The sequence below is a fragment of the Novosphingobium anseongense genome (assembly GCF_037482895.1).
Taxonomy (GTDB): domain Bacteria; phylum Pseudomonadota; class Alphaproteobacteria; order Sphingomonadales; family Sphingomonadaceae; genus Novosphingobium; species Novosphingobium anseongense.
Window position 1 is genome coordinate 18,178 of the sequence record NZ_JBBHJZ010000010.1, and the last position, 19,480, is coordinate 37,657.

Genomic DNA, 19,480 nt, shown 5'->3' on the forward strand with positions numbered 1-19,480 from the left:
CCCCAGCGGCCGGGCGCCGAGGCGAGGGCATCAGCCGCCGACGTAGCTGACGAAATTAGGCCGAGCGAAGGTCGCCCAAAGCCGCCGTCCGTTCATCATGAGGATGATCGATAGACGCGCTGTCGGAAGATGGTAGCCTCAACCCCGTCGCGTGATTTCGGGGGGAATGCATGCCGTATCGCCATGCCTGGGTGTTTATCGTTGCACTGCTCGCTGCGACAATCTTTGCCTTCTGGCGTAGCTATTTCAGCATATTATCCACGGCATCAGTAGGATTCCACATACATGGGATCACGGCATCGTTGTGGATGCTGTTGCTTCTCGCGCAGAGTTGGACTCCGCACCACGGTCAGATCGCCGTGCACCGCAGATTGGGGCAAGCGACTTTCGTAGCGATACCTCTATTTGGCGCTGGCTCCATGGGCGTGATCCATTCGATGGCGGTCGGCACTGCCGCCGGCGATCCTTTTTATGCGTTTTGGGGCGCGCCCCTCGCTTTCATCGACTGGCTGGCGTTTGGCACCGTGCTCTATTCAGTGGGGATGGCATTACGACATCGTCGCGAGGTGCGGCTGCATTCCGCATATATGTTGTCGACCGCGCTGATGCTGCTCAGCCCGGTGCTTGGGCGGGTGATTAACAAGACAGTGCCAGGTCTTCTTATTCGAGGTCCGCAAGATTTCCCCGTCTTCGGATGGGGCGTCCAACTGGCCAATGTCATTGCAGGTTTGATCGCCTTTTGGCTCTGGCGGCGCGATCTGCGCGCGGGCCGTCCCTGGGCGGTGGTGCTGGGCGTAATCGTCGTCCAGATCGTTGGATTTCAGATTGGAGGCACAAGCGACAGCTGGCGTTCGGTATCGATAGCGATTGGCACGCAACCCTTGGTAGCGCTGCTGGCTTTCGGCTTTGTGGCGGGCGCAGCGTGCGTGGTTATCGGCTGGTCTACCTCGGGCACTCGCAGCTCGCGTTCGCCTGCTGAGCCTTGAGGGTCGCGATCAACAACGCCAACAAAGTCGACCCGCGGCGACCTTTTTCAGCTGATCAAAAGCGGTCGGTTGTTCAGTTTCCAGGCCGTCGGTTGAGGTCGGTGCGTTCGCCCGACTTAGACAGTGCATTTTCAAAGAAAGGGGACCGGTCAATTCGGTCGATTTGCCCGCCGTCGAATGTGATGGTTTCGGTAAGGTAGAATACGCAGCAGTCTCCTGCGGGCGCTCCATTTGGCCGAGTGGCGAAGTTTGTCACCCTTTCAACCACCATCGCGCGCTGTCGATATTGGCCACTCACGATCTGGCCGCCTTGAAACACATTCAAGACGGTGACGTGGAAGCCGGGGCTTGCGAATGCGCCTGAAATCTCACTGAGCCAGGTGGCTCGGTCTTTCGATTTCTCGCTATGGCCATCGTGCCCGACGAAGTCTTCGGCCAACAATGCATCATATACGTCGCGGTCCTTGCTCGTGAGCGCGCGAATGTAGTTTTGGGTTGCCTCGAGCGTGACTGGCACCGGGGGTGGAGGCGGAACTGCGGAGAGCGGAGCAGCGGCGAGCAGGACGATCAGCGGGAATTTACGCATAGGCCACCCTAGCGCTCAGCGAGATGGCGGCGAAACGCGATTGCCTCCGAAATGGGGCAAGCTTTCCGCCCGTCGGCGTCCGCCGACTTAGCCGACGCTCCGAGGCTCGAATTTGCTTCGTGGAAGCTGCCGGTCATTCATGAGCTGATTTTGCCAGCCCTGGCTTGCATCGCAAGGCTGGCAAAGATCGGACCCTGTTACCCCATCTACTTCCATCACTCCGGCGTTTGGCGCCCATATGGCATGCGATGATTGGCGCCGGAATGCTGATAAGCGCACCCAAAAGCGCTGGCCTGCTCAGGCCGTAAGGATGTCGCGGGGAAAGCCCCCAGCAAGGTGATCGATGAAAGCCCGCACCGTGGGGGGCAAGCCGCGTCGTGTCGTAAAAACCAGATGCACGATTCCGCGCTGCCCTCGCCAGGCGGGCAGCACCCGGACCAGTTGACCCGCCTGCAACGCTTCGCGGCAGACGTGGTCGGGTAGCAGTGCAATCCCGAGGCCATGGATGGCGGCGTTTCGCACTTCCGCCATGTCGCCGCAGCTCATCCGGGGCTCACCGCGCACCGCGTGCGTGCCTCCGTCGTCCGTTTCCAGGTGCCATTCGACGGCGTCGGCGGTGTCGTCGGTGGCCAGCAGGGGAAGTGCGGGGACCTGCTCGATCGCGGAGATCTGGCGGGCGACTTGCGGACTGGCGACGAGGATGCGGGTCGATATGCCCAGCGAGCGCATGGTCAGCGCCGCATCGCTGGTAAGCGCCACTCGGACGCGCAGGGCGAGGTCGATGCGTTCCTCGATCAGGTCCACCGCCCGATCGGTGGCGACGAGCTGAAGTCGCACTTTCGGATACCGCACCAGAAAGGACGAGACGAGGGCGGAGATCGGCTCGACCATGCCCACCGGGCAACTGAACCGCAGGCGCCCATGGGGTTCGGCCTGCGCCTGGATCACGAGCGCCTCGGCCCGTTCCGCCTCTTCCAGCATCGCCCGGCAGCGTTCATAGAAGGCCTGTCCGGTATCGGTGACGCGGAAACGTCGGCTCGACCGCTCGATCAGTCGCAGGCCGAGACGCGTCTCTAGCCCGGCGATACGCCGGCTGAGTTTCGATTTGGGTTCGCGCAGCGCGCGGCCTGCAGCTGCGAAGCCCCCGTGGGCCACCACTTCGGCGAAGTAAGCCAAGTCGTTGAGATCCGAGCGTATCAGCGTTCCTCCTGTAGAACGCTAAGTGCCACATATGCTGGCTACACGCATCATCGTTCCAGTTGCATTTGAAACGGGCAGCGGCACTTCGCCGCCAACGTGGAGACAGACGATGAGCAACAGGTTCCAGAACAAGGTCGTGGTGGTCACCGGCGGCACCAGCGGGATCGGCCTGGCGACCGCCAGGGCGTTCGCGGACGAGGGGGCATCGGTGTTCATCACCGGCCGCCGTCAAGACGCGCTCGACGCCGCGGTGAAGGCGATCGGCGGCCAGATCACCGGCGTCCGCGGCGACATGGCCGAACTCGCGGACATCGATCGGCTCTACGACGCGGTCCAGCAGAAGCACGCGCGCACCGATGTGGTGTTCGCCAATGCCGGTGGCGGCGAACTGGCGCCGCTCGGAGCGATCACGGAAGAGCACTACCGGCGCACGTTCGACACCAACGTGAAGGGCGTGCTGTTCACAGTGCAAAAGGCGCTGCCGCTGCTGCGGGACGGGGCATCGGTCATTCTGACCGGTTCGACCACCAGCGTTTCGGGCACCCCGGCGTTCAGCGTCTATTCCGCGACCAAGGCCGCAGTGCGCAACTTCGCGCGCAACTGGATCCTTGATCTCAAGGATCGCCGCATCCGCGTCAACGCCGTGAGCCCCGGCGTGACCGACACCGCCGGCCTGGACCACCTGTTCGGCGGCGGCGACGCGGCGTCGGGCACCAAGGACTACCTGGCCGGTCTGATCCCTGCCGGCCGGATCGGCCAGCCCGAGGAAATCGCCAAGGCCGTGCTGTTCCTCGCTTCGGAGGAGGCGAGCTTCGTCAACGGCATCGAACTGTTCGTGGACGGCGGCCAGGTCCAGATCTGACCTGCCATCGGACCGGCCTCATCCGGTCCGACACCTCTCATCAAAGGACGATATCATGCCTACCAACGAAGAGATCATTCGCACGCTTTATGCCGTGGCCGAAGCGGGCAGCCGCGACACGGCGAAGTTCGTATCGCTGTTCGCGGACGACGGCTACTTCTTCGACGTCCCGGCCGGGATCAAATACTACGGGAGCGACATCGGCATTCCGTTGGATGCCTATGCCGCCGCGTTCCCCGACATGCATCGTGAGTTGTTCGAGCTTACCGTGGCCGGCGACGTGGTGGTGGTCGAGCTCGCGCTCCAAGGCACACATTTGGGCGATCTCCCCCTTCCGGGCGGGACTCTGCGGCCCACCGGCAAGCGGATGGACGTGCCGTGCTGCGATGTGTTCCATCTCAAGGATGGTAAGGTCACGTCCTTTCACTGCTACAATGCGGCCTCGGTCTTGCTGCAGCAGCTAGGCGTGCTCGGCAATCTTGAGGCGGCACTGCGTAGCTGAAGGGCTAAGTCGTGGGCCGCCCTCTCGAAACACGAGGTATCCTGATGCTGGGCAGGCGGCGCGCGCCAACATTGCGGCCGTTCGGCGGCCGATGCTTGTCCTTGGAAGCGGCCATTCGTTCAGCAAGAAATGAAGAGGTTCGTAGAGACAGTGCTGTCGAAGCAAAAAAATTTAGGATGCGGCGATTTGGCTTGCTGCGTTGTTTACCCGCTCCTTCTGTTGGTTCGCAGCGCTCATCGTAAAGGAGGAATGCCACCGGGTTCATCTAAGTTTTTCATGAACTCCGGGCGAAACGAATTCCCTTCATGCGCCCAAGGTTGAATGCAAAGCTCTGGCCATCTGGCGCAAAGACCAAGACGCCGCCAAACATCGTGAATGGTCCCGCAGCATTTGCCTTCCAGAGGAGTTCGGTGATCGGCATGAGATCATAGAATGCGGTGCCATTTTGACCAATGATCGTCAGACGACGGCAATCTCCATCCTCGGTAACGCTCGCCGAGGCTCCGACGCCGGGTGACGCATAGTGACCCGCTCGATCTGCGATGGATGCCCCGGGTTCAGGCGCGATCTCGTCGAACCTCGTTTCGTTTCCAAATTCGGTCAGCACCAAGCAGGATTCGTGGACCCGCGCGCTCTGCAGGATGAAGGACATGATCTCGGGCAAGCGGAGATTGCCGTCGGCGTCTGCCGTAATGGGAAGCGGAGGTCCGCCATCGGTCGCCAACAGTTGCAGATCACCATGTGCGAGCAACTCGATCAAGCGATCGCCTTGCGCTGACGCGAAGATGCCGCTGCGCGCGGCAAGGTGCTCGCTGACCTTCGGGCCGAGGCCTACGACGCAAGCGTCGATGATCTGATTGGCAAGATCGGCGGCGCTGACGTCGGCGCGGTTGACCGCGATCGAAATGTCGAGGCCGGCCGCGGGCACCTTGATCATCTGCGAGTTGCCGGCGACCACGCCGCCGCCATGCGAAATCGTCTCGACACCCCGGTAGGGAGCGGAGACCAGGCCCAGCCCGTATACCGTTGCGCTGCCGTTCCGCAGCCGATGCGGCTCGCGCATCACGCGCCACGTTTCGGCGGAGCCGATTGTTGGTATATCCATGTGACGGAGCCAGCGCAGCATGTCGTCCATCGTCGAAACGATGCCGCCCGCGCCGCTGATCTCCGCACCCATGTAGTCGCGCGAGAAGGATCCGTCGGGATGGCGAAAATGCAGCGTCGCGCTGTTGGGGACGAAATCGGTATCCCGGCGCCGTAGCATCGTGTCGAACATCCCCACGGGCTCGAAGATGCGTTGCCGCAACACGTCGTCGAGCCGCTCGTCGGTCAGCCGCTCGATTGCCGCCGTCAGCAGGACGTAGCCGCCATTGTTGTAGCTCCAGCTCGTTCCGGGCGCGAAGTCGACATCGTCGATCGTCGTGTAATACCCAAGAAGGTCGGCGTCGCTGACCGGGGCCGGGCCGCCGTTCGTCGCCAGCGACACGGCCATGGCATCGCGGATACCGCTGGTATGACCCATGAGCTGGCGCATGGTGACGTTTCGGCTGGCCGGGTGGAGTTCCGGCAGATGGGCGCCGATCGAGTCATCGAGACCGGCGCGTCCCTCCTCGCAGAGCAGCAGGTAGGCCAAGGCGGTGAAATGCTTGGTCGTCGACCCGATCCGCATCCGCATCCCGGGGGCGAGCTGCACGGGCAGCTCCATGTTCGCGAGCCCGAAGCCGCGCCGATAGACGGGGACGCCGTCGATCGCCACGGCAACCGCGGCGCCGGGAAGGGCGCTTTGGTCCACGACCGAGAATATCGCGTCGACCCGCGAATCGTCGAAATGCGTGCGCACAATGGGATCGGTCACGCTGACCTCCTGACTTGCAACGAATAGAAGTTCAAACGGGCCTCCGTCGGGCAACGACCAGATCTTCGTGCGAAAGCTCGTCATGCACCGCCGGCCGCGAGGCCCACCAGAAGCTCAGCGCGGCTAGGCAGGCCGAAGGCGCGCCGACCGCGGCCATCCCGCGGCCCAGCATGTCCTCGCCCCCTAGTGCCGCTCCGACCCAGGCCACCAGGGGCGCGGCCACGACGCCGGCCAGGGAGACCGTGACGATATAGAATCCCATCGCCGCGCCGCGCAGTTGGTTCGGGATTCGAAGCGCGATAGCGATCATGGGGATCGAGATTGCGATGGCATAAGCGATCGTGAAGCAGACCGTGCTCGCGGCGAACCAGGCGAGATCGGGCATCATCGCCATGAATGACGCTGGAGCGCATACCGCGGCCGCCACGGCGGCGGGCCGCAGGACACCGTCCCGGCCCGCGTGCCGGTGGAATCGTTCGCCGAGCTTGCCGCCCGCCAGCATGCCGGCAAGGACGGAGACGAGCGAAACCGTGCCGAACCAGCCGGCGAATTGGCTTGGCTCCTGGCCATACAGACGCGTCAGGGCTGGCGGGATCCAGTTCAGGACGCCCGTCGACATGCCCGAAAGGAATGTCGTGCCGGCCAGCAGCGGCACGAGGAAGTCGCGGTAAGCCCACAGTTCGCGAAGCGTTCCGCCGCCAGCCTGCCGCCCTTCCATGCGCTGAGGTTCGCGCAGTGTCAGGATCACCGGTATCAGCAAGGCGCCCGCGGCGGCGAAGCTCAGCGATACAAGCCGCCATGGTGCCAGGCCGAACAGAAAGCCGGGATCGCCCATTGCCGCGCGCGTGAGCGCTCCGAGTCCGATACCGCCGATGAAGACGGCGCCGGCCTGGCCAAAGCCCTGGCCCAGACCATAGGACATCGTCGCCATAGCCCGCCGTTCGGGCGCGAAATAGTCGGCCAGCAGCGACATGGCCGCTGGCAGTGTCATGGCGTTGGCGATCCCCAGCACCGCCTTGCTGCCGACCAGCAGCCAGAGCCCCTGCGAGAATGCGGCCAGGAGCAGGCCGAGGCACCACATGGCCATCGCGACCGCCAGCATCCTGACGCGGTTCGACCGGTCGACGAGAAGGCCCATAGGGATACAGAACAAGGCATAGGCGCCATAGAGCGCAGAAGTGTTCGCGATGCCCACCTCGACATCCGTCAGGCCCAGGTCATGCTTGATCGGCTCGACCAGCAGCGAGATGACATAGATGTCCATCGCCGTGAAAAAGGCGATAGCCACGAGAATGGCCTGCGAATAGCGGGCGCGCCGCGAGCTCGGATAGGACGGGACGCTGGCTTCAAAGGACATCGGATTTCCCAGCCGCTTGCTGCTCTTCCCGAGGATCAGAAGTGCGACGACAGCCGCAGGCCGAATGTTCTGGGGCGCAGCATCAGAACCTGGGCGGGGCCGCCGAGCTGCGAGAGGATCGTCTGGGCGGTCAGCTGAGCATGGGTGTCGAACAGGTTCTGCACGTAGACCTGCGCATCGACAGGGCCGAGCGACAGGCCCGCGCGCAGATCGACGGTCGCATAATCGGGCAGGTGGTATTGCCGCAGCGAAGGGCTCGCATCGAAGCTGGCCGTGCTGTCCGTGGCGAAGCGGACCGTCGCGCCGAAGCTCGGCTTGGCGGCGCTGCTGTTGACGCTGTAGTCGAGGTTGATCGTTGCCGTGAAATGCGGGGTGTTGGGCAGGCGTTCGCCCTTCCTGGCGCCGAGCACGGGTACGGCCTGGGTGAGATAGCCGTCGTTGTAGGCGAAGCTGCCGGTGGCGACGAAGCCCGGCTCAGGTCGTGCCGTCATGACGAGCTCGGCGCCCTTCACGTGCGCGCCGCCGCCGTTGGTGTAGTTCGTCACACCCGCGACCGGGTTCAGCAGCTGGATGTCTTTCCAGTCGATGAAATAGCCCGACAGGTCGATCGCGAAACTGCGGTCGCTCGTCTCCGCCTTGATCCCCAGTTCATAGCTGTTGAGCGAATCGGAATCGAACGTCGCGGGCGAGGGGTTGCCCGTCGCGGGATCGATCACGCGGTAGTTCGGGCCGCCCGGGCGATACCCCGTGGCGAACCGCGCATAGGCCGTGGCGTTCCTGCTGAAGCGATAGCGGGCATTGGCCAGATAGGTGACGACGCCTTCCTGCGACTTGGAGCCGGGTGCCGAGACCACGAAGATACCCGAGGCGTCCTGGGTGAACTTCTGGTTATTGTGGGCATAGCGAAGGCCGCCGGTCACGTCGAACTTATCGGTCAGGTGCCAGGTCAGGTCGCCGAAGAAGGCGTATTCCTCATAGGTGCTGTCGATCGCCGCCGTGACGGCATTCACGCCGGGCAGCGGGACGAGACCCGCGCCGAAGGTGTCCGCCACTTGGCGCAGCAGGCTCTTCTCATGTGTGTAGAAACCGCCCACCAGCCATTCCACGGACTGGCCCGTCGGCGATGCCAGGCGGACTTCCTGGGTGAACTTGCGCGTGCGGGCGAGCTCGTCGATGGCCACGGCCTGGGCCGGGATGTTCGCCAGAACCTGCAGGTAAGTCGCATAGACAGCCGAGCCGTCGGTCGTCGCATATGTGTCGTTCGACTGGTAGCTGGTCACCGAGGTCAAGGTGACGCCGCCCAGATCGTAGCCGATCGTCGCGCTTGCGAGGCGGAAGTTCGAACGGAAGGGCTCGGCCAGCGGATGAGCCTGGTCGAGATATCCGGCGACCGGAACGCCGTCGAGGCCGATGTTCGCATAGCTGCCGCCATGGCGGCGGATGTTCTGGGCAAAGCCGGTGAGACGGACCGACAGGTCGTCCGAGGGGGCGAGCAGCACGTCGACGCGCCCGCCGTAGACCTTGCCGCGATCGACGTCCTTCTCGCCTGTGGCGACGTTGTCGAAATAGCCGCCGTCGCGCGAGTAGTAGCCACTCGCGCGCACCGCCACCTTGTCGGTGACAAGCGGCGCGTTGACCACGGCGGAGCCGTCGTAACTGGTTCCGCCCTGCCGCGTCGTCGATACACCGGCCTGGACCTTGCCCTCGAACTCGGTGAGCGACGGCTTGGCCATGACATACTTGAGTACGCCGCCCATCGAGCTCGCGCCGTAGAGCGTGCCCTGCGGCCCGCGCAGCACCTCAACGCGATCGATGTCGAACAGCCCGACGTCGAGCGCACGGCGCGCGCCGTTGGCGAAGGCCGAGCTCGAGCCATAGGGCACCTCGTCGACGTAGATGCCGACCGTAGATGACACGTCGGCACCGCTCGTGATGCCGCGGATGCTCACCTGCGACGTGCCCGCCCCCTGGGAGGTGTATTGCAGGCCCGGAACCGTATTGGCGAAGTCGACGAACTGCTTGGCGGCGAGCCGCGACAGGGCCGCCGACGACAGCGCCGAGATCGACTGCGGCGCCTCGATCAGCCGCTCCTCGCGCTTCTGCGCTGTTACGATGATCTCCCCATGGTCGGTGTCATCCGCAGGGGCCTGCTGGGCGTAGGCGGGTGAAATCGTGCTCAGTGCTACCGCGCTCGATGCCAGGAAAAGCCGCGACTTAACGGTCGTGATCGACGTCATCATAACCCCCATGTTTGCTCGAAATCGCGCCGACATTCTGCGTGTCTGTTCGCGCTTGATTTTGCAGTATATGCAATATCGCGAAATAAATTGCATTTCAAGCAAGTTTTTATAGGCGGGCGAACGGGGGCGTCCGGAGGTTCGAGCCTTCGGACAGAAGCGTGCGGTGCGCGTCAGTCTTCCTGAATTGCGGCCCAGCTTTCGGGTGTGAACGTCTGCGTCTCGAACACACCCTCTCGAGCCTGCGGTCCGTGGTAGTAGGTCACCAGGAGCTCGGCGGGCTGGCCGTGCACCGCAACGGTGCTGTGCCAGACGTTCGCGTCCATGAATACGGCGTCGCCCGTCTCAAGGATCAGCGGGGGCTGGCCTTCGCAGTAAACCACCAGGTCCCCGCGCAGGACATAGATGATCTTCTCGCCGGGATGCCGGACGAATTCCGAATCCCAGACGCTGATCGACTGAATCGTGCACTGCATGCATTCCAGCGCGCGTTCGGCGTCGGGATCGAAGAGATACTTGGTGTTGAGCTCGCGATAGGCGCTTGCCTTGCGCGTGCGTTCGCGGTCGACCATCAAACGCCTTGAGCCATTATTGCGCGACGGTGAGGGCTCGGCCAGGCTCGGCTCGATCGCTTCTTGATTGCGGGAGATCAGGTCCTCGGGTGCGATTTCCAGCGCCTTCGCCAGCAGCTCGACCTTCTCCAGCGTCAATCCGAGCTGCGTGTTCTCGATGCGCGATAGCGAGGAAGGGGAAATTCCGGTCAGCTCGGACAAGCGATCCAGCGTCATCTTGCGGCGCTTGCGAAGTGTCCGCAGAAGCGCACCGATCGTTTCCGGCATATTGTACCCTCGAGCCGCCGTTGCTGCGACGTCACCTCTCACGATTCCCTAACCCGTGCGTTCGGTGTTGGCTAGATTGACGGCAAGCGGTTTGCGCGCGGCTTTGCGGCGGCGCCGATCAGCCCCACAGGTCCGCGCCGAATTGGTGGAGCTGGCGGCCGTCGTGCTTTACGCCGCGATGCGCGGGATCCTTGACGATCAGGGGAGCGTCCAGATCGACGACGTCGCAGATCGACGCGAGGACATAGGCCGGCGCCATGGCCAGTCCCGTCCCGAGCATGCAGCCCACCATGATGCCGAAGCCCCGCTGCCGCGCTGCCTCGGCCAGGGCGAGCGCCTCGGTCAGGCCGCCGGTCTTGTCGAGCTTAATGTTCACGTACTGGTATCGGCCCTCCAGCCGGTCGAGATCGCTTCGGTCGTGGCAAGATTCGTCGGCGCAGATCGGAACCGCGCGGCCGTATTCGTCGAGCTGCGGATCGTCCTGTGGCGCGAGTGGCTGTTCGATCATGAAGACCTTGGCATCGGCCAGCTGCGGAGCGAGGGCATTGAGGCGATCCAGCGTCCACCCGGCGTTGACGTCGACGAACAGCGGGGTGTCTGGCAGGACCGACCGGACCGCGGCCAGGCATTCGAGGTCGTGCTCGCCGCCGAGCTTGAGCTTGATCGACGATGCGCCGCACAGGCCTGCGGCGAAAGTGGCGGTTTCCTCTGGCGTCATGATGCCAATCGTCACATCCGACGGGATGATGCTGGGAGCTTCGAGACCGGCGATGTCCCACACCGATCGGCCGGACAGCTTCGCCTCGACATCCCAGAATGCGCAGTCGATCGCATTGCGCGCCGACTGCGCGGGAAGAACCTTCTGAAGCGAGGTGCGGTCCAAATCGCCGCTCTCGATCTGCGGGGTGATGGCGGCGATCTCTGCCAGCGTTGTATCGGCGTCCTGACCATAAATGGCCATGGGGCAGCATTCGCCGCGCCCGACCACGCCCTCATGCGAAAGCTCGACCTCCACGACGTCGAGGCCCGCGATCGTGCCGAATGCGACCCGGAAGGGCTGGGTGAGCTCGACGTATTTCTTGCGCGCGAGAAGCTTCACCATCTGATCCTCAAAAATTGCTGTTTCTGCAATATCTGCTAAAACTTGCATTTCAAGCAAAATCATCGAGGGCCTGCGCGGTGGCCTGAGATTACGCCGTGAGTGCAAAAGGAAACAATGATGGTTCGAACTGCCACCCAAGACTGCCTTGAGAGCCTGCACGTGCTCGACGATGGAGAGACGGGCCTCAAAGGCGTGATCGCCATCCACTCGACGGCGCTGGGGCCGGCGGCGGGTGGTTGTCGGTTCTGGCGCTACGCGGAGCGCGAGGAACTCGTCGCGGATGCCGTTCGCCTGGCTCGCGGCATGAGCTACAAGAATGCTTTGGCCGGTCTGCCTTTTGGCGGCGGTAAAGCGGTGCTCCTGCGACCCGAGGAGCCCTTCGATCGGGTTGCCTATTTCGCGGCTTTCGGTCGCGCCGTCGCGGAGCTCGAAGGGCGATACGTTACGGCGGAGGATGTGGGCACCACGGTCGCCGACATGGGCGTGGTAAGCGATCAGACGCGGTTCGTGGCAGGTCTCGACGCCGTCGGCGGACGGGCAGGCGGCGATCCTTCGCCTTGGACGGCACTGGGGGTTTTCGAGAGCATGAAGGCTGCCGGTGCGATGCTCGGCATCCCGCTCGGCGACGCTTCGGTGGCGGTGCAGGGAACGGGCAATGTCGGGGCCGCGCTGTGCCGTCTGCTCGCACGAGAGGGCGCGAAACTGATCGTCGCCGACATCGAGGAGAAACGAGCTGCCTTGGTCGCCAGAGAGATTGGTGCGGTTCAAGTGGGCGTCGACGAGATCCTCGAGGTGAAGTCGGATATCCTGGCGCCCTGCGCGCTAGGGGCAGTCCTCAATCAGCGCAGCATACCAAGACTTAAGGCTGGGCTCGTGTGCGGTGCGGCCAACAACCAACTCGCCGAGGAACACCATGGCGACCTCCTGCGCGATCGCGGCATCGTCTACGCACCCGACTATCTCGTGAACGCAGGTGGCATCATCAACGTCTGTGCCGAATACCGGGGCGAGCGAGCAGACGGCGTCGAGGCACGCGTCATGGCGATCGCGCCGCGACTGATATCCGTTCTCGAGCGCGCGCGACACGATGGTCTTGCGTCAAATCGCGTCGCGGACGATCTCGCGCGCGCGCATATCGCCAACGTCTACCGGCAGGGTGTTTGAGCGTCGGCGTGGCTCGGCATCGGCTGACGAGGATTGAAAGAGTAATATCATGGCTCGAACGGCTTGGCCGCGATGACCATTGTAAGATGTCGAAGTCATGACCAATTCGCCTCGCGGTTCTGTGCGCATCGAAAGCAGTGAGGCCTACAGTGAGCGATCGCCGACATTGCCGCCGTTCAAGCGCTTCTCCAAGCTCCTTGAAAGCGGCCATCCGTTCATTTTCGACGCCGTTGTTCGCAAATGGCCGAAGCGCTCTGATTCCTAAATCGAGCCGTCTGTAAGTTCGCGCAGAAATCCGGATCGGCGCAAACGATCGACCGACTCTCGTGCCACAGGTGCAAGCTGGCCGTTGATGAGGCGGATGGTCCAGCCCCTTCCTGACTTCGCCAGTCCTTCCACTCCGTCGCGCGCGACCCACCAGCTGCGATGGACCTGCTCGCCCGGTATCCCGTCCATTTCGGCGATGGCGTCGCGAAGGCGCATCAGCAACAGTTCGCTGCCGTTCGCACCGTGGACGCGGACATAGTGGTCCTCGCTTTGAAGCGCGACGATCGGGAACCTAAAGGCGGAGCCGAGGCGCGCCATGAGCTTGGGCGCGCCATCCGCGTTTTTGATATCGGCGTTCCCGTCGATCTCCGGCTGCGGTTCTTCCGGCAAGGCAGGAACCGCAGCTCCTGCCGAGCGGATTTGCAGCCGCCGGCTCGTGCTGTGCGCCCAGCGGGTCACGCCCAGTACCGCCAGCGCGCAGAGGAGGGCGAAGGGCACTAGCACGGCGTAGCCGTTCAGCGCGCGGAAGGCGTCCTGGCCGACCGCTCGCCAGACCATCGCCAGAGGGACCGACATCGCGGCGGCGCTCCAGAAGGCGAGTGCTTCCCTCGGCAAGTCGGTTCGCCGGGCAAGATGGTCAGATCCCCAGATCAATGGGCGCACGAATACGTAAGCGCCCAGCAAAAGCCCGCCCCATGTCTGCACGCGGTAAACCAGCGTGTTGCCGGTGTAGCTTCCGAAGGGCCCAAGAAATCCGACGATGACGGCAAACACCGCCATGCCCCAGGCCTCGAGCAGCGCGCCGCGCAGCCAATTCACGAACCGTCCTCCTTCAATTCGCGAAGCGTGAGCTGGCAAGATAGGCGCAAATCCGGGCCGTTCTCAACCCGCTGGTTCGAATGACGCATCGAGACTTGCCGGTCAGGCGCGGCAAGGTACGCGCCGGGAGATGCAGCGCAAAGGAGACAGGATGAGGAGCCTCAAGGCACTGGCGGGTATCGGTATCGGACTTATCGCGACGACGGGCGGCATGGCCGCGACATTGCAGCCAGTAGCGATCGACGCAGGCGCCCTGCCGCTAGTCCGCGAGATCGACGAACGGTTCATGTCGTTTCAGATTGGCTTCTCGCACCTGACCGGTGGTGAGACTTGGAAGGCCTATGACGAGATGCCTTCCGCCGACACGGGAAAGCGCGATTTCGCGGCGATCCGTGAAGCGCGCGTACCCACCGACCTGGCCAGCCCCAGGTTGCGGACGCTGACCAAGGCGCTTGGGCCGCTCTACATCCGCTACAGCGGCACCACCGCCAACTCTGTCTACTTCCACGACAGCGACGCGCCGCCCCCTGCGAGCGCGCCCGCAGGCTATACCGTCCTCTTGACGCGCAAGGCGTGGAAAGGCGCGATCGACTTCGCCCACGCGGTCGACGCCAAGGTCCTGACCTCGTTCACCAATAGCGAAGGGGTGCGCGATGTCTCGCATGCCTGGACGCCCCGGATGGCCGCGTCGTGGATGGCCTATACCCGCGCGATCGGCGGCGAACTCTACGCGGCCGAACTGTTCAACGAACCCAACGCGCCCGAGCCGCCGCGCATTCCCAAGGGGCACACCGCGGAGGAATATGCCCGTGACTTCGCGGCCTTCCGCGGTTTCATGTCGCAGGCTGCGCCGCGCACGAAGCTGGCTGGTCCCGGCACGGCCAAAATGGGCGTCGGCGGCATCCCGTCGATCGAATGGGTGACTTCGGAGGACTATGCCACCGCCAGCCCGGCGCCGAAGTTCGACATCGTCTCGTACCATTACTATCCCGCGTTGGCCGAGCGCTGCGCACCAGCGAGCTCGGTGCAGGGGATGAGCGCCGACCGAGCGCTGAGCGATGACTGGCTGGCGCGTCCCGAAAAGGAGTTCCAGGCGCAGAAGGCGCTGCGCGACCGCCATGCGCCCGGCGCGAAGATCTGGCTGACCGAGACCGGCGGCGCGGCCTGCGGCGGCCTGCGCTGGCAGCCGGCTTTCCTCGACGTCTTCCGCTTCGCTGACACGCACGCGCGACTGGCGCGCCAGGGGCTCGACGCGATGTTCACCCACGCGCTGATCAGCGGGAGCAACGGGGTGATCGACGAGAAGACGTTCGAGCCCAACGCCAGCTACTGGTCCGCCTTGCTGTGGCGCCGGCTGATGGGGACAAGGGTGCTCGACGCCGGCCCGAACCAAGCCGGTTTCCACCTCTACGCCCATTGCCAGCGCGGCGTGCCGAGTGGGGTGACGCTTCTTGCGATCAACCTTGAGGCCGCGACCAGAACCCTTCGGATCGGACGCGGCGCCGATCTCTACGCACTGACCGCTCCCGACCTGCTGGGTAGGGCCGTGCAGCTCAATGGCAAGACGCTGGCACTCGCCGTGGGAGACGCATTGCCGGCGATCGAGCCGAAGCGGGCGAGGGGAAGCGAAGTCACGCTCGCCCCGACCAGCATCAATTTCATTGCCATGCCCCGAGCAAACAATCCCGCCTGCCGGGTGAACTGACTCGCAGCAGCAGCTTATATCAAGGAGCCAAAGATGAGATCAAGTGCCTTCACCAGCCGCATCCGGCTACTTTGCATCCTATCCGCAGCCGCCGGCGCCAACATCGCGCAGGCCGCTCCCTCCCCGGTCGCCGCAGGCACGGCATCGTCGATCGGCCGCTATGAGATCTTCACCATCCCCTTCGATCCAACGCTCAGCTTCCGCACCGGCACCTATACGCCGTCGGGCAAGGTGCTGGTGTCCTATGCCAAGGATTCCTCGCAGCCGCGGCGCGAGATCATGCTGGCCACCCAGGACGATGATGGCGGCAACTTCCGTCCGTTCTTCTCGCAAGCGATCCCGGAGCGACCAAAGGACAATGGTCTCCGTTTCATGGTCTTCGCCGACAACAAGCGCATCTTCACCGGCGATCATGTCATCGAATGTTCGACCAGCCTCGAGACCTGCACAGACGCGAAGCTACTGCCGGTCGAATATCCGGCCGAAGTCGCGGCCGGCGATCATATCGGCCACCGCTGGTCGGAAATGATCATCGCTCCCGACAACAGACATGTGTCGTGGACCACGCTGTTCGCAAATTACTCTGCGATGGTCTTCACGGGCGAGTTGGAGCGGACTCCGGCCGGCTACCGCATCATCAAGACGCGGATTGTCAGCACGGTTGATCCCTTCGTTAGGGATCCCAGGCACGCCGACGGAGTGCTGCCGAAGCCCGTGCGCGGCGGCGAGGTCAAGCAGTTCGTCCACGGCGGCACCGCCATTTCGCTGGCCGGTGCGCGGCATCGCGACCTTGCCGACTCCACCGTCCTGCACCTGAAGAGCGGCGAGGTGGAAGCGATCACTGATACGCCGGGCTATGATGAGACGACGATCTTCTCGCCTGACGAGCGGCTCGGCGTGGTGATGAGTTCCAGGTTTTCGGCCGGAACCGATCTGGCTCTGCTGGGCCTCATGCCGCGGCCATACCCCGACAGCCTCAACATGGGTCTCAATTCGCTGGCCTACAATTATTCGGTCTCGGGCGTCCGACAGAAGCGTCCGGGCAGCATCGGCCCGGCGCTGATCGAGATCGCGCCGTCGAAGACCCGGCCCGGATACACGGGTACGAATTTGAACACTTCGCCAGCCTGGGTTTTCGCCTCGCCTCTATCGTGGCACCCGAGCAGCAGCAGGGCGATGTGGATCGAAGGGCAGCGAGGAGCTCGGGGCGAACAGCCTAGGCGGATGCAGGCCGTGCGCCTGCTCGACTATAAGCGCGGTCCAGTCGTGGCTGCCCGGCTGACGCCCCGGCGTATGGCCTATGCGTCGGGCGACCTGTCGATCGTTCCTGGCTATGCCGCCAAGGCGAAGGACGTCGACGTCAAGGTCTACGGCAAACACTCGGGCTACATCACTTACCGGCGCACGCCCGCCGGCACGATCGAGAAGACATACGCGAACTTCAGCGACGATGGCCGGGCCCTCTATGTTGGCCGCGAGACGATGCAGAACAACCCGCGCGGCAATTCCACCTACACCGCCGACGTCACGCTGCGCGGCCCGAAGCAGGGGGTGATGAAGCTTACGATGACCTTTGGCCCGGCCACCGACTTCTACGATCCGAGCAGAATATTGTTCACCCCTGACGCGTCGGGCGTGCCGCTGTCGCACGGCTACACTGAGTATGACGGCAAGCGGCTGGAAGTCAGTGCGCTGACCCCATGAGTGACTGCAAACGCGGCGTTTAGCAGTCTAAAACGCGTGGCGGTCATCGCCAACTATTCGGCCATCGGTCGTGCGATCGATGCAGCCTGAAACCGGACATTGCACATCGAGATGGAAAGAGGCCCGATGGGCAGATAGCTTTGCGTTATGAAGCAGGATCCCGAATACCTCCGAAATCAGAGCCGGCGGCTGCACGCGCAGTATCGGCGGAGGCGCCGTATGTTGAACATTTTTACGCCGCTCTGGGCTGCGTTCTTCGGGATCCTAGCGGTGGGAGCGATCATCGATCGCGCCTTCCAGATAGGTTGGGGACTCGCAGATGACCTTTGGTTCTTCCTGGGATTAGTTGCTGCCGCGCCGTGTTTTTGGATGTTTGCGACAATGATCCACAAATTTAATCTGGCCTACGTCCGGCACACTTACGGGCCTGATCCAACGGACTGAGGCTCTGCTCGCCGACAAAGCCGACGTGGCGCATCTGATGGTGCACCTGAAGCGGCCTCTCATCGCGCAGGCCGCGCCGGTGCCATTGCCGCGTCACTTGCTGACCCTCGGCGATTCTCTCATCATCCATCAGACACTAATGGGATGGAACGCGCGAAATGGCAGGTCATCGAATCTATTCGACGAGCGTCGCAAGTGTCTATCCGCTCTACGTCACGAAAGCAGAGAGGAAAGAGCGCACGAAAGGCCAGGTCGACGAGATCATCCGCTGGCTGACGGGGCATAGCCAGGATTCGCTCGATCGAGAATTGTCTGCTCAGACATCATTCGAGGACTTTTTCGCGAAAGCGCCTCGGATGAACCCCGCACGATCGCTGATTACCGGCATGGTGTGTGGGGTGCGGGTCGAGAACGTCGAGGAGACAACGATGCGAGAGATCCGCTATCTCGATAAGTTGATCGACGAGCTCGCCAAGGGCAAAGTGATGGAGAAGATTCTCAGGAAATAGCGTCGTGCCTCGCCGACATACCGGACATAGCCTATCACCTCGGTGCTCCTTGAAACCGGCCATTCATAGATGGAATTTCCGGGGGCGCCCAAGGCTCTGGGATCTGAAACCAACCTATCTGAGAGAATGCCCGTCTGCTATTGCAGGGCCAGACCACGCGACGATGGTCGGAGAGAGGTGAATGCAGAGTCAGCCCGACAACGAATTGATCAGCGGGATCTATGCGACCGCCGGATCGCAGGCGGCCTGGCTGCCCGTGCTCGACCGTATCCGTGCCAGTCTCGACGTCGAAAGCGCGGTGGTCCAGCGTCTCGGGCAACAGGGTGCGCGTCTCAAAGAGCTCTGGACCGCGCGTGATGCCTGGTCGCGCCATCACGCGGCGGCGCATGATCAGTGGGTGAACAATGCCGACAATCCGCGCTTTCGCCTGCGTCCCGCGATGGAGCCCGCGCCGATCGGCAGCGACCAGCGCTTCTTCGCGGGTGAGCCGCGGCTGCTCGGGCAGTTGAACGAGGGCCTCTCGCGGATCGGCCTGGGCCACGCGATCTGGGCGGGCTTTCCGCTGCCCGATCGCCAGCACTTCTCCTTGATAATTCACCGCAAGGCCGGCGATTTCCGCGATCTCTCGGCACACGAGGAGGCCTTCCTTCAGACGCTGTTGCCGCACTTCAAGCAGGCCGCGAGCCTGGCCGACCGGATTGACCGAACCACGGCGCGCACGCGCCAGTTGCAGTCGGCGATCGACGGCGTCGGCGCGGCGGTGCTCGTCTGCGATGTCGATCAGCAGGTCGAATGGGCGAACCCGCGCGCCAGCGAGATCGTCGATCGCAGCCCGCACCTGTCGCTGCGTGACGGCCAGCTGCGCTGCCGCAACGCCGGCGACAAGTCGCGCCTGCGCGCCGCTTTCGAGGCGATCGCGCAGAGTGGCCAGCCCTCGGCGGTCGTGGCCTTGGGCGGCGTTGGCGACCGGCCGCTCCATCTGCGGGTGACGCCGATTGTCTCGGCGAACGACCCGCGATCCTGCGCCGACGGGTTCGCGGTGAGCCTGACCGAGCCCGAGCAGGCGGGCGTGCTCGATGCCGGCGAGTTGGCGGCACTGTTCGGCCTGACCGCGGCCGAGAGCCGGCTGGCCGCGGCGATCGCCGCCGGCCTGTCGCTCGCCGAATTCGCCGAAGGGCGGGGCATCGCCCTTGGCACGGCCCGGTTCCAGCTGCGCCAGGTGCTGGCGAAGACGGGCGCGCGGCGCCAGGCCGAACTGGTCCAGCAGCTCTGGGCCTCGTCGGCGCGGATCGGCCGCGGCGACGGCTGACCACCTGCGGACGATTTCTGCGGCGTATATTCC

General features: G+C 63.8%; 18 protein-coding genes. 10 read left to right on the plus strand and 8 right to left on the minus strand.

The genetic code is table 11. The features are described from left to right. Positions 1 to 170 precede the first annotated feature (170 nt). On the plus strand, positions 171 to 986 hold the full coding sequence (locus WG901_RS23395; RefSeq protein ID WP_339589555.1) for a hypothetical protein: 816 nt from the start codon (positions 171 to 173) through the stop codon (positions 984 to 986). A 73-nt stretch (positions 987 to 1,059) separates the two neighbouring features. Here the strand turns inward: WG901_RS23395 and WG901_RS23400 are convergent, their stop codons facing one another. Further along, a complete protein-coding gene (locus WG901_RS23400) occupies positions 1,060 to 1,572 on the minus strand; it encodes a nuclear transport factor 2 family protein (RefSeq protein WP_339589556.1) in 513 nt (170 codons plus the stop codon). Between the two features lie 297 nt (positions 1,573 to 1,869). Next, complete coding sequence (locus tag WG901_RS23405) at positions 1,870 to 2,748, minus strand: LysR family transcriptional regulator (RefSeq protein ID WP_339589557.1); 879 nt, start codon at positions 2,746 to 2,748, stop codon at positions 1,870 to 1,872. 133 nt (positions 2,749 to 2,881) lie between these two features. On the opposite strand from WG901_RS23405, the gene WG901_RS23410 reads away from it, so the two are divergent. Both WG901_RS23410 and WG901_RS23415 read left to right on the plus strand, forming a co-directional pair. After that, a complete protein-coding gene (locus tag WG901_RS23410) occupies positions 2,882 to 3,634 on the plus strand; it encodes an SDR family NAD(P)-dependent oxidoreductase (protein ID WP_339589558.1) in 753 nt (250 codons plus the stop codon). 55 nt (positions 3,635 to 3,689) lie between these two features. After that, complete coding sequence (locus WG901_RS23415) at positions 3,690 to 4,136, plus strand: nuclear transport factor 2 family protein (RefSeq protein ID WP_339589559.1); 447 nt, start codon at positions 3,690 to 3,692, stop codon at positions 4,134 to 4,136. Positions 4,137 to 4,410: 274 nt separating this feature from the next. On the opposite strand, the gene WG901_RS23420 is transcribed toward WG901_RS23415, so the two are convergent. The 5 genes from WG901_RS23420 to WG901_RS23440 form a co-directional block, all read right to left on the minus strand. Beyond that, positions 4,411 to 5,991, minus strand: a complete 1,581-nt coding sequence (locus WG901_RS23420; RefSeq protein ID WP_339589560.1) for a serine hydrolase domain-containing protein — start codon at positions 5,989 to 5,991, stop codon at positions 4,411 to 4,413. 31 nt (positions 5,992 to 6,022) lie between these two features. Beyond that, the gene (locus WG901_RS23425) at positions 6,023 to 7,348 is read right to left on the minus strand and encodes an MFS transporter (protein WP_339589561.1); all 1,326 of its coding nucleotides are present in this window, start codon (positions 7,346 to 7,348) and stop codon (positions 6,023 to 6,025) included. A 35-nt stretch (positions 7,349 to 7,383) separates the two neighbouring features. Continuing rightward, positions 7,384 to 9,585 carry a TonB-dependent receptor gene (locus WG901_RS23430; RefSeq protein ID WP_339589562.1) on the minus strand — a complete coding sequence of 734 codons (2,202 nt, stop codon included), beginning with the start codon at positions 9,583 to 9,585 and terminating at the stop codon, positions 7,384 to 7,386. A 173-nt stretch (positions 9,586 to 9,758) separates the two neighbouring features. Further along, positions 9,759 to 10,424, minus strand: a complete 666-nt coding sequence (locus WG901_RS23435) for an XRE family transcriptional regulator (protein WP_264447716.1) — start codon at positions 10,422 to 10,424, stop codon at positions 9,759 to 9,761. 118 nt (positions 10,425 to 10,542) lie between these two features. Continuing rightward, positions 10,543 to 11,589: a dipeptide epimerase gene (locus WG901_RS23440; protein ID WP_339589563.1), complete on the minus strand. Its 1,047-nt coding sequence runs from the start codon at positions 11,587 to 11,589 to the stop codon at positions 10,543 to 10,545. 51 nt (positions 11,590 to 11,640) lie between these two features. Between WG901_RS23440 and WG901_RS23445 the strand changes: the two genes are divergently transcribed. Continuing rightward, on the plus strand, positions 11,641 to 12,690 hold the full coding sequence (locus tag WG901_RS23445; protein WP_339589564.1) for a Glu/Leu/Phe/Val family dehydrogenase: 1,050 nt from the start codon (positions 11,641 to 11,643) through the stop codon (positions 12,688 to 12,690). Between the two features lie 97 nt (positions 12,691 to 12,787). After that, positions 12,788 to 12,955 carry a hypothetical protein gene (locus WG901_RS23450; protein ID WP_339589565.1) on the plus strand — a complete coding sequence of 56 codons (168 nt, stop codon included), beginning with the start codon at positions 12,788 to 12,790 and terminating at the stop codon, positions 12,953 to 12,955. Here WG901_RS23450 and WG901_RS23455 read toward each other — a convergent pair. After that, a complete protein-coding gene (locus tag WG901_RS23455; RefSeq protein WP_339589566.1) occupies positions 12,952 to 13,776 on the minus strand; it encodes a LytTR family DNA-binding domain-containing protein in 825 nt (274 codons plus the stop codon). The genes WG901_RS23450 and WG901_RS23455 overlap by 4 nt on opposite strands. A 151-nt stretch (positions 13,777 to 13,927) precedes the next feature. Here WG901_RS23455 and WG901_RS23460 point away from each other — a divergent pair, with 151 nt between their 5' ends. The 5 genes from WG901_RS23460 to WG901_RS23480 all read left to right on the plus strand — a co-directional run bounded on the left by WG901_RS23460 (position 13,928) and on the right by WG901_RS23480 (position 19,447). Then, positions 13,928 to 15,481, plus strand: a complete 1,554-nt coding sequence (locus WG901_RS23460; RefSeq protein WP_339589567.1) for a hypothetical protein — start codon at positions 13,928 to 13,930, stop codon at positions 15,479 to 15,481. A 237-nt stretch (positions 15,482 to 15,718) separates the two neighbouring features. Next, positions 15,719 to 17,185, plus strand: a complete 1,467-nt coding sequence (locus tag WG901_RS23465; protein ID WP_339589568.1) for a hypothetical protein — start codon at positions 15,719 to 15,721, stop codon at positions 17,183 to 17,185. Positions 17,186 to 17,332: 147 nt separating this feature from the next. Then, on the plus strand, positions 17,333 to 17,629 hold the full coding sequence (locus tag WG901_RS23470; RefSeq protein WP_339589569.1) for a hypothetical protein: 297 nt from the start codon (positions 17,333 to 17,335) through the stop codon (positions 17,627 to 17,629). A gap of 158 nt (positions 17,630 to 17,787) precedes the next feature. Next, positions 17,788 to 18,138 (plus strand): DUF2200 domain-containing protein, encoded by a 351-nt coding sequence (locus WG901_RS23475; protein WP_339589570.1) that lies wholly within the window; start codon positions 17,788 to 17,790, stop codon positions 18,136 to 18,138. A 181-nt stretch (positions 18,139 to 18,319) separates the two neighbouring features. Beyond that, a complete protein-coding gene (locus tag WG901_RS23480) occupies positions 18,320 to 19,447 on the plus strand; it encodes a helix-turn-helix transcriptional regulator (protein ID WP_339589571.1) in 1,128 nt (375 codons plus the stop codon). The last annotated feature ends 33 nt before the right edge of the window (positions 19,448 to 19,480 follow it).